The sequence below is a fragment of the Mycobacterium sp. 3519A genome, assembly GCF_900240945.1.
Classification (GTDB): Bacteria; Actinomycetota; Actinomycetes; order Mycobacteriales; family Mycobacteriaceae; genus Mycobacterium.
The window spans coordinates 2,256,448-2,270,705 of the sequence record NZ_OESG01000013.1 but is presented as its reverse complement, the minus strand read 5'-3'; the positions used below and the strand labels follow the sequence as shown (position 1 = coordinate 2,270,705).

Here is a 14,258-nt window from a genome sequence, read left to right as displayed (position 1 = left end):
ACAAGCTAGCACCGCCACAGTCAACTCATAGGTGCGGCCCATAGGTTCACAGGGTGTTGACGACTATCCTCGCCGCATCCGCCCCTCCGACGCCCCCGGCCGCACAGGTAGTGGCCGGCGCGCTGTATTACCTGGGGTTGTCGGTGGCAGGCGGCGCTGGTCTGCTCGCCGCCTACCTAGCTCCCACTGCTCCAGGTGTGCTATTGCGAAAGGCGTTTCGGCTGGGAGTCCCGGTTGCGGCTTTCGTCGCAGTGACGGCAGTCATCAATTTCGTTGCTGCGGCCGCCAAATCGGTCAAGACGAGTATCGCCGGCGCGCTCGACCCGCGCGAGCTCATCAGCTTCATCATGGCTGCGCCGTCACATGGCAGTTCCATCGGTGTCGGCCAGGTGGCGCTGATTCAGACGGGCGTCTACTTGCTTCTGGTGCTGGCGCTGATCTCGATGTCACGACAATCATCCCGCAGGGCAGCGGCCGCGGTGATCGTGCTGACCGTGCTCACGGCCCTCGTCCCGAACATTCCACTCGGCGGAGTCAACGCCAACGGTGTCGCCAATGCGGTTCTCACATCAGTGCATCTCGCAGGCGTGTTGGCGTGGGTTGGCGGACTGATCGTGCTGGCCGTCGTCGGTCTGCTGACCAGAACTGAGAACGCGGCAACAGTACAACTGTCGGAGGACTGGGGTTCGGTCTGGGTTCGATACAGCACGGTGGCGCTATGGGCGGTCGGCATGATCGTGGTGAGCGGTTCCTGGCTGGCGTGGACACATGTCGGCTCGCCGGTGCAACTGTTGACTACACCGTACGGTCGTTATCTCGCGGTCAAACTCGTTCTGGTTCTCGGGATGTTGGCCGGCGGCGGGTATAACACCCGAGTGTTACTGCCCAAGATCCGGTCGGCTCGTGAAGCCGACGATCGCGCGACACTGTTGGCCGTGGCAGCCAAACACTTCCCGAAAGTCGTGCTGGCCGAGGGGCTTCTCGGCGTGGGCGTCCTGCTCATCGTGCCCTTCTTCGCAGGCTCGGCCCGGGCACAAGCGGGTTGGCCAAGCGCGCGATCGTTCGATTTCACCGTGTTCGGCACGGGCGCGGTCCTCGTCGGATTGGTGGCAATCGGCCTATGGGCCGGAACCCGCACGACATCCGGACGCACCCGCGCACCGGCCGTATCAGCTTAAGAAATCACGCCGATCTGCTTCATCTGCGCGTAGACGTCGACGACACCCCAGGTTTCGACGATGCGGCCGTCGGCGAAGCGGAAGAGGAACATCTCGTTGTAGGTCACAGCCCTGCCGGTGGGCGCGACGCCCATGAACGGGCCGCGATGGGTGCCGGTGACCGTCGTCCTGGTCACGACCTTGTCTTCCTCGCCGATCACGTCTTCGAGCGTCAGGTGGATATCGGGATAGATCGCGAACAACGCCGCCCAGATCTGCTTGAGCGCCTCGGGGCCCGCCGTGTCGATGGGCAACGGGGTGCGGATCACCGCGTCGGGGTGGACGACCTCGTCGATGATGTTGGCCAACACGGCCATATCGCCGGTGTTCGCGGCATGGTGGAACCGCTCGACCACCGCTTTGTTGGTGGTCACTACTCCTCGTCGAGGAGCGCGGCGACGTCGTCGGGGATGTCGACGTTGGTGAAGACGTCCTGCACGTCGTCGAGGTCCTCCAGTGCGTCGATCAGCTTGACCACCTTGCGGGCACCCTCGAGGTCCACGGGCACGCTCACCGACGGCTGGAAGCTGGCCTCCGCCGACTCGTAGTCGATGCCGGCTTCTTGCAGCGCGGTCCGTACCGCGACGAGATCGCCTGGCTCACAGATGATTTCGAAGCTGTCGTCGAGATCGTTGACTTCTTCTGCACCGGCTTCGAGCACCGCGGTCAGCACATCGTCCTCGGTGAGCCCGTCCTTGGCCAGTGTCACCACGCCTTTGCGGGAGAACAGGTACGACACCGATCCGGGGTCGGCCATGTTGCCGCCGTTGCGCGTGACCGCGACGCGCACCTCGCCAGCGGCCCGGTTGCGGTTGTCGGTCAGGCACTCGATCAGCACCGCCACTCCGTTGGGGCCGTAGCCCTCGTAGGTGATGGCCTGGTAGTCGGCGCCCCCGGCCTCCTCGCCGGCGCCACGCTTCCGGGCCCGCTCGATGTTGTCGTTGGGCACCGAGTTCTTCTTGGCCTTCTGAATGGCGTCATACAGCGTGGGGTTACCGGCGGGGTCACCGCCACCGACGCGCGCGGCCACCTCGATGTTCTTGATCAGCCGCGCGAAGTTCTTGCCGCGGCGGGCATCGATCACAGCCTTCTTGTGCTTGGTGGTGGCCCACTTGGAATGGCCGCTCATGCAGGTACTGCTCTCTTTCTTGCGTGGTGAGTCCGATCATCGAGTCTACGTGGACGTTTACCTGCTATCGAACCGCGTCTGGCGGGGTCAGCGCCACAACGCGGTAGCCGACGCCTGCAGGCCACCCCAGGTGGCCATTGACGTGCACCTGAATCCAGGTTGGGGCGCCTGATGGGTCGTCGGTGAAGGTGGCGGCCGCGTCGACAACGGCGCCGATCTCGCCCGACGCCTGCAACACCATCGAAACGGTGAGTGTCGCGGTGCCGAGTACCGCCCGTTGGTAGGCCAGGCAGTCCGGGAGGAAGAACGAGGCCTGGACATTCGGCATCCTGATCCCCCGCGGCGCGTTAGGCGCTCTCCTCAGCATTGGGCCGGACACCACTGGTTTGCCGTCGAACCAAGCGGTGCCGGTGTACTCGGTTTGTCGGGCCTCGCCGCCGTCGGCCAGGCGGACCAGTGTGTCGATCCGCGGCTGAGGCTCGACCTCGATCATCGTCATCTGCGAATTGTGGAGCCTGGGCCGCAAGGCGGCACACCGCATCGTCGCATCGCCCCGGATTGATCGACCGTTCAACGTAGCGTTGCACCATGACCAGGCGGCTCAACGGCCCGCAGACTACAGGACGCGATTACCGCAATCTCAGTGAGCCGCGGTACGGCGTCCACCACGACAACAACGTCGCGATCGCCATGCGCGACGGGATCGCACTCATGTCCGACGTTCACCGGCCCGACGCCGACGGACGTTTCCCGGCGCTGATCGCCGCGTCGCCCTACCCGCGCCAGATCCAAAACCTCGGCGCACCGATGGGGTTCATCGAGGCCGGTGTCACCGACTTCTGGGTGCCTCGCGGTTATGCCCACGTCATCGCGAACCTACGCGGGACCGGGGATTCCGGCGGCGAGTTCGGGTTCTTCGACGCGCAGGAGCGCTCGGACATGTTTGACCTCGTAGAGTGGGTAGCCGCCCGACCGTGGTGCGATGGCAACGTGGGCATGATCGGCATCAGCTATTTCGCGATGACACAGCTCGAAGCCGCGGTAGAGCGCCCACCGCACTTGAAGGCGATCTTCCCAGTCGCCGCCACCGCCGATCTGTACGAGGGCGCGGTGCACCACGGCCTGCTGAGCTCGGGGTTCGTCACACCGTTTCTGTCGATGATCGGACTCACATCCGCCCGCAGCGACGACTTCTGGCGCAGCCTGCCCCTCGAGCTTGCGCGCAAGGTGCTTCAGACGCCGCCGTTGCACCGCAAGTTCGCGACGATGAACGGCGAGGCTTCTCTCGTGATGATGCGTCAGTTGCTGAAGCTGCCTCACAACCCGCATCCGTGGGACGAGCTTTGGCTGAACGCCGCTGTCAAGCATCCCCTGCGTGACGAGTGGTGGGACGAACGGGATCTCACCCCGCTGCTCGGTCGGATCGACATTCCGGTCTACCTCGGCTGCGACTGGGAGAACGTTCCGCTGCACCTGCCGTCAACATTTGTGGCGTGGAAAGCCTTGGCGGACAACCCGAATGTGCGCATGGGCATGCTCGACCGCTATGGGTTGACCTGGCCGTGGGAGAGCCTGCACGTAGAGGCGCTGGCCTGGTTCGACCACTGGCTGAAGGGCCGGGACACCGGCATCCTCGACGGCGAGCCGGTGCGGTACGCACTGCCGGGCTCCGACGGATGGCACACCGCGGAGTCGTGGCCTCCGCGGGGGACGCATCGCGAATTTGCCCTGCGCGCCGACGGCGTGCTGTCCCACGACGAAGGTGAACCCGGCGGCCGCGAATACATGGTGCTGGGCGCGGGCCTGAACCGGGCCAACCCCAGCCCTATCGATCCGCCGTCGACGCTGACGTGGACGAGCGAGCCGCTCGATGATGCACTGGATATGGTGGGCGAGATCGAGTTACGACTCGTCGCGGCCGCGACCGCGTCGGACACGGCATGGATTGTGACGCTGCAGGACGTCTCCCCCGACGACACCATCACTGACGTGACAGCCGGCTGGCTTCGGGCCAGTCTGCGTGAGGTCGACGAGGCGGCCAGTGCGTCCGGATCTCCGGTGTTGCCTTGCCGTACCGCGCAGGCCGTACCGATCGGAGAAGATGTCGTCTACCGAATCCCGTTGGTGCCCAACGCCCGTCGCTTCAAGGCGGGTCATCGCGTCCGGCTGGTGCTCAACAGTGACGATCAGGACCCGTCGGTACCGGCAATCATGAGCTTCCGGCACGCCAATGTGGGCAACAGCAGCGTGAACACGATCCATTCGTCATCGCGTGTGCTGCTTCCTGTGCCCTACTCAGCGCCCACGAGCCGTTCGGGGCTGGCGGACAGCTGAGCCTTCACATTGCGCGTCAGGTCGTCGGCGAGGATCTCCGGCTCACCCTCGAACAAGCCGTCCAGCGCGAGTTTCGCGACTACGGACGGATCGCCCTTCTGATCCGCCGGGGCGTGCGCGGCCATGTCGGTCTCCATGAATCCGACATGCAGGGACGTGACGTGGATTCCGCGAGGAGCAAGCTCCTGTCGGATCGCATCGGTCATTGCCCAGCCCGCCGCCTTGGCCGCGGAGTAGGCGCCGAACACCGGCGCATGGAGCCACGACAACACCGACAGCACGTTCAGGATCGATCCGCCGCCGTTGGCTTCGATGACCGGAACGAACGCACGCGTGACGGACAGCGTGCCGAAGAAGTGGGTCTCCATCTCCAGGCGCATGTCGTCGAGCGACCCGGTCAGCAGGGTCGCACCGGTGGAGATGCCTGCGTTGTTGATCAGCACGTTGACGTCGGTCGCCAATGCCGCTGCCCTGGCGACGGATTCGGGATCGGTGATGTCGAGTTGGACGGGGATGACCCCGGGCACGTCGACGGTCTCGGGGCGCCGAGCGCCGCCGTACACCTTGGCGCCGCGCGCGACGAGTTGTTCGGCGAACCGCTTACCCAGTCCGCGGTTGGCTCCAGTGACGAATGCAGTGATCTGTGGTGTGGTCATGCCTCATGCAAGCGGTATTTCGTACCGGTCATTCCATAAACAGAGTATTGTGACGCGGATCACAGCATCTCGACGAAGAGCTTGTGGATGCGACGGTCGCCGGTCATCTCGGGGTGGAACGCCGTCGCCAGCACGCGGCCCTGCCGAACCGCGACGATGTGACCGGCGGCCCGGCCCAGCACCTCGACCTCGGGGCCGACCCGTTCCACCCACGGCGCCCGAATGAACACCGCGTGCACGCGATCGTCGAGACCCTCGAACGGGAAGTCCCCTTCGAACGAATCGACCTGACGTCCAAAAGCGTTGCGGCGCACCGTCATATCGATGGCTTTCAGCGGGACGGCCGCACGGCCTGCGGCGCCGGCATCCAGGATCTCGGTGGCCAGCAGGATCATCCCGGCGCACGACCCGTAGGCGGGCATGCCCTCGGCGAGTCGCGCCCGCAGCGGCTCGAGCAGTTCGAACTCGCGCAGCAGATGGCTCATCGTGGTGGACTCGCCACCGGGTATCACCAGCGCATCGACAGCCTCGAGTTCGGAAACCCGGCGGACGGTCGTCGCCTCGGCGCCGGCTTCGCGCAGCGCCGCCAGGTGTTCGCGGGTGTCGCCCTGCAGGGCGAGCACGCCGACGTGCGGTGTCCTCATGGCTTCTGGTAGTCGCGCTTGTAGCGGGTCAGCCCCTCCTGCATCACCGCCGCCACCATCTCCCCGGTCTGGGTGAAGATCTTGCCCTGCGTCAGCGAGCGGCCACCCGACGCTGACGGCGATGACTGGTCGTAGAGCAGCCATTCGTCGGCCCGGAACGGCCGCATGAACCACATCGCGTGATCCAGCGACGCCACCATCAGGTGCGGACGTTCTTCGACGTGGTTGACCTGGGCCGAGCCCAGCAGCGTGAGGTCGCTCATGTAGGCCAGCGCGCAAATGTGCAGGACCGGGTCGTCGGGCAGCGGATCACGATGCCGAAACCACACCTGCTGTTGCGACGCCTTCCCCGGCAGCAGCTTCATCTGATCGCGCGGCACGATGCGCACATCCCATTCCGCGAACTGGGCGAAGCCCGCGTCGTCGAACGCTCCGCCCTTGGAGATGAACCCGGGCAGGTCGTCCGGCGGCGGCGCGTACGGCATCGCGTCCTGATGCTCGATGCCGCTCTGGTCGCTCTGGAACGACGCCGACATCGAGAAGATCGTTTCGCCGTGCTGGATGGCGTTGACGCGCCGCGTGACGAACGACCCCCCGTCGCGAAGGCGTTCGACGATGAAGACCGTCGGCGCCTTGGCGTCGCCCGGCCGCAGGAAATAGCCGTGCAGCGAATGCACCGCAAAGCGATCGTCGACCGTGCGCACCGCCGACACCAGCGACTGGCCCGCCACATGACCGCCGAAAGTGCGCTGGAAATAGCCGGATTCGGGGCTGAAGACACTTCCGCGGTAGATGTTCACCTCGAGTTGCTCGAGGTTGAGGATCTCTTCGATCGCCATGCGGTTATTTTGGCTCTTCGCCCGAGCGGCTCATCGCGGTGGCCTTACCAGCCGCGTTCGGCGAGCCGGTGCGGGGCCGCGATGTCCTCCACGTTGATGCCGACCATGGCCTCCCCCAGCCCGCGTGACACCTTGGCCAGCACGTCGGGGTCGTCGTAGAAAGTGGTGGCCTTGACGATCGCCGCCGCCCGGGCCGCGGGGTCGCCGGACTTGAAGATGCCCGAACCGACGAACACGCCCTCGGCACCGAGCTGCATCATCATCGCCGCATCGGCAGGCGTGGCGATGCCACCTGCGGTGAACAGCGTCACCGGCAGCTTGCCCGCCCTGGCCACTTCCACGACGAGTTCGTAGGGCGCCTGCAATTCCTTTGCCGCCACGTACAACTCGTCTTCGGACAGCGACGTCAGCCGACGGATCTCACCGCCGATCTGCCGCATGTGCGTGGTCGCGTTGGACACGTCCCCGGTGCCCGCCTCACCCTTCGAGCGGATCATCGCCGCCCCCTCGGTGATACGGCGCAACGCCTCGCCGAGGTTGGTGGCACCGCACACGAACGGCACGGTGAACTTCCACTTGTCGATGTGGTGGGTGTAGTCGGCCGGGGTCAGCACCTCGGACTCGTCGATGTAATCCACGCCTAGGCTCTGCAGAATCTGCGCCTCGACGAAATGCCCGATGCGCGCCTTGGCCATCACCGGGATGGTGACCGCGGAGATGATGCCCTCGATCATGTCGGGATCGCTCATCCGCGACACCCCGCCCTGCGCGCGGATGTCGGCGGGCACCCGCTCCAGTGCCATGACAGCAACAGCGCCTGCGCCCTCGGCGATGCGGGCCTGTTCGGGGGTGACGACGTCCATGATCACGCCGCCCTTGAGCATCTCGGCCATGCCGCGCTTCACCCGCGCCGTCCCGGTCTGGCTGTTGGCCGACCCGTTCGATCCAGCTGCGGTATCCACTGTTATCTCCTCCAATTGCTACTGATCCAGTCTAGAGGGGGCGGCAAATGCATTGAATCCGCACATCAGCGGATGGCTTGCAGCTGCCGTTCGCGTGTACCGCTCTGCATGTCGGCAAGCACGTTCGCGTCGTCGAGAAGCTCGCCTAGCTGCAGCGGGTACACAGTTTCGCCCTTGGCGACCAGTTCGTCGATCATTGTCGCATCGCACCAGCGGTGACCGTGAATCGTGCGGCGCTCCAGCTCCGTGTGACCACTAGTCGCCGGCTCGAAGCGGCTGGTGCGGTGGACGAAGAACAATTCCTCGCTATGGATCACGGCGCCGTCGAACTCGAACACCGCTTCACGCCGCCAGACCGGACCGACGAGTTCGGTGGGCATCACCTGCAGGCCGGTCTCCTCGGCGAGTTCCCGCGCCGCGGCATCAGCCAGCGCCTCCCCTGGTTCCACCGCCCCGCCGATGGTGAACCACCACCGCGGCGCGTCGGAGGTGGCGGGGTCCGATCCGCAGAACAGCAGCACCGCACCGTCCTCGTCGAGCAGAACCACCCGGGCAGACGTGCGCAGTGTCACCGCCATCCGACCTCCGGCGGCGCGACCTCCGCGCGCTCGGCGATCTCGAAATAGCTTGGCAGCGCCGCGGTTCCGCCGAGCCGAAGGATGCGCACCGCAGGCCGCTCCCGCAGCGCCAGCGTGTCACGGACGGCGTCGTTGTGGAACCGGCGGGCGAGCAGCACCCGTGCCTCGGCGTCGGCGAGCTCGGCGACCATGGCCACCGGAAGCGACGCCGGATCGACGAGCGCCAGCGCTGCCGAGAGCTCGTTCTCGGCAGCCTCGCGCCCCGTGCGCGGCGCCCGCTCCGCCGCGTCGGCAAGGGCCGCCAACCGCTTGCCGTCCGGACTGCCTGCGTACGCCTCGACTGCGACGGCGCGCGCCACCACCGCACGGCGGGCCAGCGCACCGTCGAGTGCCTGCCACGACAGGTCGTAGCGCACGTGCAGCCGGTCCAGTCGGTGCGCGGTCTGGTAGGCCCACGCGGCGATCAACAGGAACACGACGACCAGCAGCGCCAGCGCGACGACCACTGCCCACGTGATCAACTCGCCACCTTGACCTTCGTGCCCGCGCCCGCCACGGTTTCGTAGACCCGCATGATCTGCCGTTCGACGACCGACCAGTCGTAGCGCCGCACCGCCTCGGTGGCTGCGGCGACATAGCCGGCCCGCAGCGCGTCGTTCTCCAGCACCTCGACGATTCCGCCGGCCAACGCCGCCGGGTCGTCGACCGGCACCAGTCGGCCCGCCTTGCCGTCGACCAGCACCCGGCGGAACGCGTCGAGGTCACTGGCGACCACCGGGGTGCCCGCCGCCATCGCCTCGACGAGCACGATGCCGAAGCTCTCGCCGCCGAGGTGCGGGGCGCAGTACACGTCGGCGCTGCGCATCGCCGACGCCTTCTGCGCATCGTCTACCTGGCCGAGGAAGCGCAGATGCCCGGCCAGTTTGCCGGCGTTCTCCCGAAGTTCGTCCTCGTCGCCGCGGCCGACGATCAGGATCTCGACGTCGGCGAACCGCTCCACCAGCGCGGGCAGCGCGCCGAGCAGCACGGCCATGCCCTTGCGCGGCTCGTCGAAGCGCCCCAGGAACAGCACCGTCTTGCCCGGTCGCGGGTAGCCGTCGAGAAGCGGCGCATGCGCGAACGACCCCACGTCCACCCCGTTGGGGATCTCCACCGCGTCGCTGCCGAGCGCCTCCATCTGCCAGCGCCGCGCCAGATCCGACACCGCGATCCGGCCGACGATCTTCTCGTGCATCGGCCTCAGAATCGGCTCGAAGACGCTGAGCGTCAACGACTTTGTCGTGGAGGTGTGGAAGGTCGCGACGATCGGGCCCTCGGCGATGTTCAGCGCCAGCATCGACAAACTGGGCGCATTGGGCTCGTGCAGATGCAGCACGTCGAAGTCGCCGTCGGCCAGCCACCGCTTGACCATGCGGTGGGTGGCGGGGCCGAACCGCAGCCGGGCCACCGAGCCGTTGTACGGAATGGGCACCGCCTTGCCGCCGGAGACGACGTAGTCGGGCAGTGAGGCATGCGCGTCAGAAGAAGTGGGCGCCAGCACGCTGACGTCGTGACCGCCGCGGTGCATCACGTCGGCCAGTTGTAGGACGTGCGATTGCACGCCGCCGGGGACGTCGAACGAATACGGGCAGACCATGCCGATACGCATTACGGTCCATTCTTCGCGCGAGCGCTCATCACCGGGACTCCAGTTTCGCCCTACGCTCGTCGGAAAGGTCGGCTATCCACTGCGGCTGGATCATGTGCCAGTCGGCCGGGTGGGCGGCGATGTTGGCCGCGAAGTGGTCCGCCAACTTCTGGGTGATGACGGTGACGTCGCCGGACGAGGTGTCCAGCGGTTCGCTGATGGTTAACCCCCACCCGCGTTCGGTGAACCAGCAGTGCACCGCCATCAGGTCCGCGCCCGTCTCGATGGCCAGCTTGGCCGAGCCGGCGGGCATCCGGGTGGGCTCCCCGAAGAAGTCGACCTCGACGCCGTTGCGGCTGAGGTCGCGGTCGGCCATCAGGCAGACGGGACGACCGGCACGCAGTCGTTCGGTGAGGATCTCGAACGGCGGCCGCTCACCGCCGGTCAACGGCAGCATCTCGAACCCGAGGCTCTCCCGGTAGGCGATGAACCGGTGGTACAGCGATTCGGGCTTGAGGCGCTCGTTGACGGTCGTGAAGGTGCCGTGTCGCCAGACCAGCCAGACCCCGGCCATATCCCAGTTGCCGCTGTGCGGCAGGGCCATGATCGCACCCCGGCCCGCATCCAGCGCGGCCGCGATGTGCTCCTTCCCCTCGAAGTAGGCGTCAAGCAGTTCGCCCTGCTTCTTCAGATCCATCGAGGGCAACCTGAACGCCTCCCGCCAGTACCGCGCGTAGGAGGACAGCGAAGCACGGATCAGCTCGTCGGGCACCTGTTCTGGCGTGGTGCCGATGACACGGGCCAGGTTCTTGCGCAGCTGTGTGGGTCCGCCGCCGCGGGCCGCGTATTGCGCGCCCGCGTCAAATGCGTTGCGCGCCACGAACTCCGGCATGGCCCGCACCAGCCGCCACCCGGTGGCGTAACCCAGATCGCTGATCTGCCCCCCGAACGGGATCACGGCTGGGTCGCCTCGGGTTTGTCGCCGTTGGCCGCCTCGGATTTCGTCAGCCGGTCCATCGCGCCCGGCGACGTGCGCACGCTGTGCATGCGCTGCCCGACGGTCACCAGGCTGGCCACCGCCAGCAGCCACATCGCGATATGCAGCAGCCACGGCAGGCCGAACAGGCCGGACAATCCCGCCCCGACGAGCACGATGATGAGCCGTTCGGGCCGCTCGATGATCCCGCCGTCACCGGACAGCCCGCTGGCCTCGGCGCGGGCCTTGATGTAGGAGATGACCTGCGAGGTGACCAGGCAGATCAGCGTGGCCACCACCAGCGAGGTGCTCTGCATCCCGAACGCCGCCCACCACAGCAGGCCGCAGAACACCGCGCCGTCGCCGATGCGGTCGCAGGCGGCGTCCAGCACCGCCCCGAACCGGGTGCCGCCCCCGCGTTCACGTGCCATCGCCCCGTCGAGCATGTCGGCGAGCACGAAGAACCACACGGCGACGCCGCCCCACCACAATTCGCCGATCGGGAACAACGTCAACGCGCTCAACACCGTCCCGGCGGTGCCGAGAATCGTGATGCTGTCGGGTGTGAAGCCCGCCCGCAGCGCAGCCTTGGCGACCGGCGTCGACAACTTCGCGTACGCCGCGCGGGTCATCAGGTAGAAGTTGCTCACGGCTGCTTTGCCCACTCGGTCGCCAGCAGCTCGCGGGTCTCACGCAACAGTTGCGGAACGATCTTGGAGCCGCCGATGATCGTGATGAAGTTCGCGTCGCCGCTCCACCGCGGCACCACATGCATGTGCAGGTGCTCGGCCAGCGACCCGCCCGCCGAGCTGCCGAGGTTCAAGCCGACGTTGAATCCGTGCGGACGAGACACCGACTTGATCACCCGAATCAGCTTCTGCGTGAACGCCATCAGCTCGGCGCTCTCCGCGGGGGTGAGGTCTTCGAGTTCGGACACCCGCCGGTAGGGCACCACCATCGAGTGGCCGGGGTTGTAGGGATAGAGGTTGAGCACGACGTACACCAGTTCGCCGCGGGCCACCATCAGCCCTTCTTCGTCGGGCATCCTGGGGATGTCGGTGAACGGCTCGGCCGACGCCGCCGAACCCCCCTTCATCGGCGCCTCGGCGATGTAGGTCATCCGGTGCGGTGTCCACAACCGCTGCAGGTGGTCGGGTTCACCGACGCCGTGGTCAACGATCGTCCGGTCGTCGGGGTCACTCACTTGGTCGTGCCTACTTCGAGCAGTTCGGCTGTGGGAGCGGCGTTTTCGCGACTGGAGATCCACTTGACGATCGCGGCGATCGCGTCCTCCCGCGGCACGCCGTTGACCTGGGTGCGGTCGCCGAAACGGAAGCTGACCGCGTTGGCTTCGACGTCGCGGTCCCCCGCCACGAGCATGAACGGCACCTTCTGGTTGGTGTGGTTGACGATCTTCTTGGCCATCCGGTCGTCGCTGGCGTCGACCTCGGCCCGGATGCCGTGCGACTTCAGTTGCGTGACAAGGCCGTTGAGGTACGGGATGTGGTCGTCGGCCACCGGGATGCCGACCACCTGCACGGGCGCCAGCCACGCCGGGAACGCGCCGGCGTAGTGCTCGGTGAGGATGCCGAAGAACCGCTCGATCGACCCGAACAGCGCGCGGTGGATCATCACCGGCCGCTGCCTGCTGCCGTCCGCGGCGGTGTACTCCAGCTCGAAGCGTTCGGGGAAGTTGAAGTCCAGCTGGATGGTCGACATCTGCCAACTGCGGCCGAGCGCGTCCTTGACCTGCACCGAGATCTTGGGGCCGTAGAACGCCGCGCCACCCGGATCGGGCACCAACTCCAGGCCCGACGCCGCGCCGACCTCGGCCAGCACGTTGGTGGCTTCCTCCCACAACTCGTCCGAGCCGACGGACTTCTTCGGATCCTTGGTGGACAGCTCGAGGTAGAAGTCGTTCAGCCCGTAATCACCGAGCAGTTCGAGGATGAACCGCAGCAGCGAGGTCAGCTCGTCGCGCATCTGGTCGCGGGTGCAGTAGATGTGGGAGTCGTCCATGGTCAACCCGCGCACCCGGGTCAGCCCGTGCACGACGCCGGACAGCTCGTAGCGGTAGACCGTGCCGAACTCGAAGAGCCGCAACGGAAGTTCGCGATACGACCGCCCGCGCGACCGGTAGATCAGGCAGTGCATCGGGCAGTTCATCGGCTTGAGGTAGTAGTCCTGGCCGGGCTTGCGCACCGTGCCGTCCTCGTTGAGTTCGGCGTCGAGGTGCATCGGCGGGAACATGCCGTCGGCGTACCAGTCGAGGTGGCCGGAGATCTTGAACAGCTCCGCCTTGGTGATGTGCGGGCTGTTGACGAACTGGTAGCCGGCCTCGATGTGCTTGCGCCGCGAGTAGTCCTCGAGTTCGCGGCGGATGATGCCACCCTTGGGGTGGAAAACCGCTAAGCCGGAACCGATTTCGTCGGGGAAGCTGAACAGGTCCAGTTCGGCGCCGAGCTTGCGATGGTCGCGCCGCTGCGCTTCTTCGATGAACTCGAGGTGTGCCTCCAGCGCCTCCTGCGACTCCCACGCGGTGCCGTAGATGCGTTGCAGGCTGGCATTGTTCTGGTCGCCGCGCCAGTATGCCGCGGAGCTGCGGGTCAGCTTGAACGCCGGAATGTAGCGTGTCGTCGGGATGTGCGGGCCCCGGCACAGATCACCCCACTCGCGTTCGCGGGTGCGGGGATTGAGGTTGTCGTAGGCGGTGAGCTCGTCGCCGCCGACCTCCATCACGTCGGGGTCGCCGGACTTGTCGTCGACGAGTTCGAGTTTGTACGGCTCGTTGGCGAGTTCCTCGCAGGCTTCCTCTTTGGAGGCGTAGACCCGCCGCGAGAACAGTTGGCCTTCCTTGACGATCTGGCGCATGCGCTTCTCCAGCGCCTGCAGATCCTCCGGCGTGAATGCGCGGGGCACGTCGAAGTCGTAGTAGAAGCCGTCGGTGATGGGCGGCCCGATGCCGAGCTTGGCCTCGGGGAACATGTCCTGCACGGCCTGCGCGAGCACGTGCGCGGTCGAGTGCCTGATCACGCTGCGGCCCTCGTCGGTGTTGGCGGGCACCGGCGTCACCTCGACGTCGGTATCCGGCGTCCACGACAGGTCGTGCAGTCGGCCGTCGGCGTCGCGCACGACCACGATGGCGTCTACGGCGCCGCGGCTCGGCAGGCCCGCCTCCCGGACCGCTGCCCCGGCGGTGGTCCCGGCAGCGACCCGGATCGGGGCTGCTAGGGCGGGGCTGGCGGGCGCGCTCATCGGTGACTCTCCAAACTTTCGGTGAAACGGGCGGTGTGCAG

At 66.7% G+C, this 14,258-nt stretch carries 14 protein-coding genes and 1 pseudogene; 2 read left to right on the top strand and 13 right to left on the bottom strand.

All coding sequences use genetic code 11. From position 1 onward, the window contains the following. Positions 1-53: 53 nt before the first annotated feature. Positions 54-1,178: a copper resistance D family protein gene (locus C1A30_RS18875; protein WP_142392625.1), complete on the top strand. Its 1,125-nt coding sequence runs from the start codon at positions 54-56 to the stop codon at positions 1,176-1,178. Here the strand turns inward: C1A30_RS18875 and C1A30_RS18870 are convergent. From C1A30_RS18870 to C1A30_RS18860, 3 genes are all read right to left on the bottom strand, one after another. After that, positions 1,175-1,591 carry an ester cyclase gene (locus C1A30_RS18870; RefSeq protein WP_235009980.1) on the bottom strand — a complete coding sequence of 139 codons (417 nt, stop codon included), beginning with the start codon at positions 1,589-1,591 and terminating at the stop codon, positions 1,175-1,177. The two genes, C1A30_RS18875 and C1A30_RS18870, sit on opposite strands and share 4 nt — an antisense overlap. Beyond that, positions 1,591-2,346, bottom strand: a complete 756-nt coding sequence (locus C1A30_RS18865; RefSeq protein ID WP_101949680.1) for a YebC/PmpR family DNA-binding transcriptional regulator — start codon at positions 2,344-2,346, stop codon at positions 1,591-1,593. Before C1A30_RS18865 ends, C1A30_RS18870 begins: the two co-directional genes overlap by 1 nt. A gap of 64 nt (positions 2,347-2,410) precedes the next feature. Next, positions 2,411-2,845, bottom strand: coding sequence for a hypothetical protein (locus C1A30_RS18860; protein ID WP_101949679.1), 435 nt, complete (start codon positions 2,843-2,845; stop codon positions 2,411-2,413). 89 nt (positions 2,846-2,934) lie between these two features. Here C1A30_RS18860 and C1A30_RS18855 point away from each other — a divergent pair, with 89 nt between their 5' ends. After that, a complete protein-coding gene (locus tag C1A30_RS18855) occupies positions 2,935-4,680 on the top strand; it encodes a CocE/NonD family hydrolase (protein WP_101949678.1) in 1,746 nt (581 codons plus the stop codon). Here the strand turns inward: C1A30_RS18855 and C1A30_RS18850 are convergent. From C1A30_RS18850 to thrS, 10 genes and pseudogenes are all read right to left on the bottom strand, one after another. After that, positions 4,638-5,336: an SDR family oxidoreductase gene (locus C1A30_RS18850; protein ID WP_101949677.1), complete on the bottom strand. Its 699-nt coding sequence runs from the start codon at positions 5,334-5,336 to the stop codon at positions 4,638-4,640. The genes C1A30_RS18855 and C1A30_RS18850 overlap by 43 nt on opposite strands. A 59-nt stretch (positions 5,337-5,395) precedes the next feature. Next, a complete protein-coding gene (pdxT, locus tag C1A30_RS18845) occupies positions 5,396-5,980 on the bottom strand; it encodes a pyridoxal 5'-phosphate synthase glutaminase subunit PdxT (RefSeq protein ID WP_101949676.1) in 585 nt (194 codons plus the stop codon). Further along, on the bottom strand, positions 5,977-6,819 hold the full coding sequence (gene tesB / locus C1A30_RS18840; RefSeq protein ID WP_101949675.1) for an acyl-CoA thioesterase II: 843 nt from the start codon (positions 6,817-6,819) through the stop codon (positions 5,977-5,979). Before tesB ends, pdxT begins: the two co-directional genes overlap by 4 nt. Before the next feature lie 44 nt (positions 6,820-6,863). Continuing rightward, a complete protein-coding gene (gene pdxS / locus C1A30_RS18835) occupies positions 6,864-7,712 on the bottom strand; it encodes a pyridoxal 5'-phosphate synthase lyase subunit PdxS (RefSeq protein WP_235010101.1) in 849 nt (282 codons plus the stop codon). A gap of 134 nt (positions 7,713-7,846) precedes the next feature. Further along, positions 7,847-8,880, bottom strand: a pseudogene (locus C1A30_RS18830) (NUDIX domain-containing protein). Next, positions 8,877-10,007 (bottom strand): glycosyltransferase family 4 protein, encoded by a 1,131-nt coding sequence (locus tag C1A30_RS18825; protein WP_101949673.1) that lies wholly within the window; start codon positions 10,005-10,007, stop codon positions 8,877-8,879. Before C1A30_RS18825 ends, C1A30_RS18830 begins: the two are co-directional and overlap by 4 nt. A gap of 28 nt (positions 10,008-10,035) precedes the next feature. Further along, positions 10,036-10,944 (bottom strand): phosphatidylinositol mannoside acyltransferase, encoded by a 909-nt coding sequence (locus tag C1A30_RS18820; protein WP_101949672.1) that lies wholly within the window; start codon positions 10,942-10,944, stop codon positions 10,036-10,038. After that, positions 10,941-11,612 (bottom strand): phosphatidylinositol phosphate synthase, encoded by a 672-nt coding sequence (gene pgsA, locus C1A30_RS18815; RefSeq protein WP_101950307.1) that lies wholly within the window; start codon positions 11,610-11,612, stop codon positions 10,941-10,943. The genes C1A30_RS18820 and pgsA overlap by 4 nt, the downstream gene beginning before the upstream one ends. Then, on the bottom strand, positions 11,609-12,166 hold the full coding sequence (locus C1A30_RS18810) for an HIT domain-containing protein (protein WP_101949671.1): 558 nt from the start codon (positions 12,164-12,166) through the stop codon (positions 11,609-11,611). Before C1A30_RS18810 ends, pgsA begins: the two co-directional genes overlap by 4 nt. Beyond that, positions 12,163-14,217, bottom strand: coding sequence for a threonine--tRNA ligase (gene thrS / locus C1A30_RS18805; RefSeq protein WP_101949670.1), 2,055 nt, complete (start codon positions 14,215-14,217; stop codon positions 12,163-12,165). Before thrS ends, C1A30_RS18810 begins: the two co-directional genes overlap by 4 nt. Positions 14,218-14,258 lie beyond the last annotated feature (41 nt).

Bases quoted from the DNA above. Each gene is read 5' to 3' on its own strand.
- C1A30_RS18865 (WP_101949680.1), bottom strand. From the start codon at position 2,346: ATGAGCGGCCATTCCAAGTGGGCCACCACCAAGCACAAGAAGGCTGTG.
- C1A30_RS18860 (WP_101949679.1), bottom strand. From the start codon at position 2,845: ATGACGATGATCGAGGTCGAGCCTCAGCCGCGGATCGACACACTGGTC.
- C1A30_RS18855 (WP_101949678.1), top strand. From the start codon at position 2,935: ATGACCAGGCGGCTCAACGGCCCGCAGACTACAGGACGCGATTACCGC.
- C1A30_RS18850 (WP_101949677.1), bottom strand. From the start codon at position 5,336: ATGACCACACCACAGATCACTGCATTCGTCACTGGAGCCAACCGCGGA.
- pdxT (WP_101949676.1), bottom strand. From the start codon at position 5,980: ATGAGGACACCGCACGTCGGCGTGCTCGCCCTGCAGGGCGACACCCGC.
- tesB (WP_101949675.1), bottom strand. From the start codon at position 6,819: ATGGCGATCGAAGAGATCCTCAACCTCGAGCAACTCGAGGTGAACATC.
- pdxS (WP_235010101.1), bottom strand. From the start codon at position 7,712: ATGGCCGAGATGCTCAAGGGCGGCGTGATCATGGACGTCGTCACCCCC.
- C1A30_RS18825 (WP_101949673.1), bottom strand. From the start codon at position 10,007: ATGCGTATCGGCATGGTCTGCCCGTATTCGTTCGACGTCCCCGGCGGC.
- thrS (WP_101949670.1), bottom strand. From the start codon at position 14,217: ATGAGCGCGCCCGCCAGCCCCGCCCTAGCAGCCCCGATCCGGGTCGCT.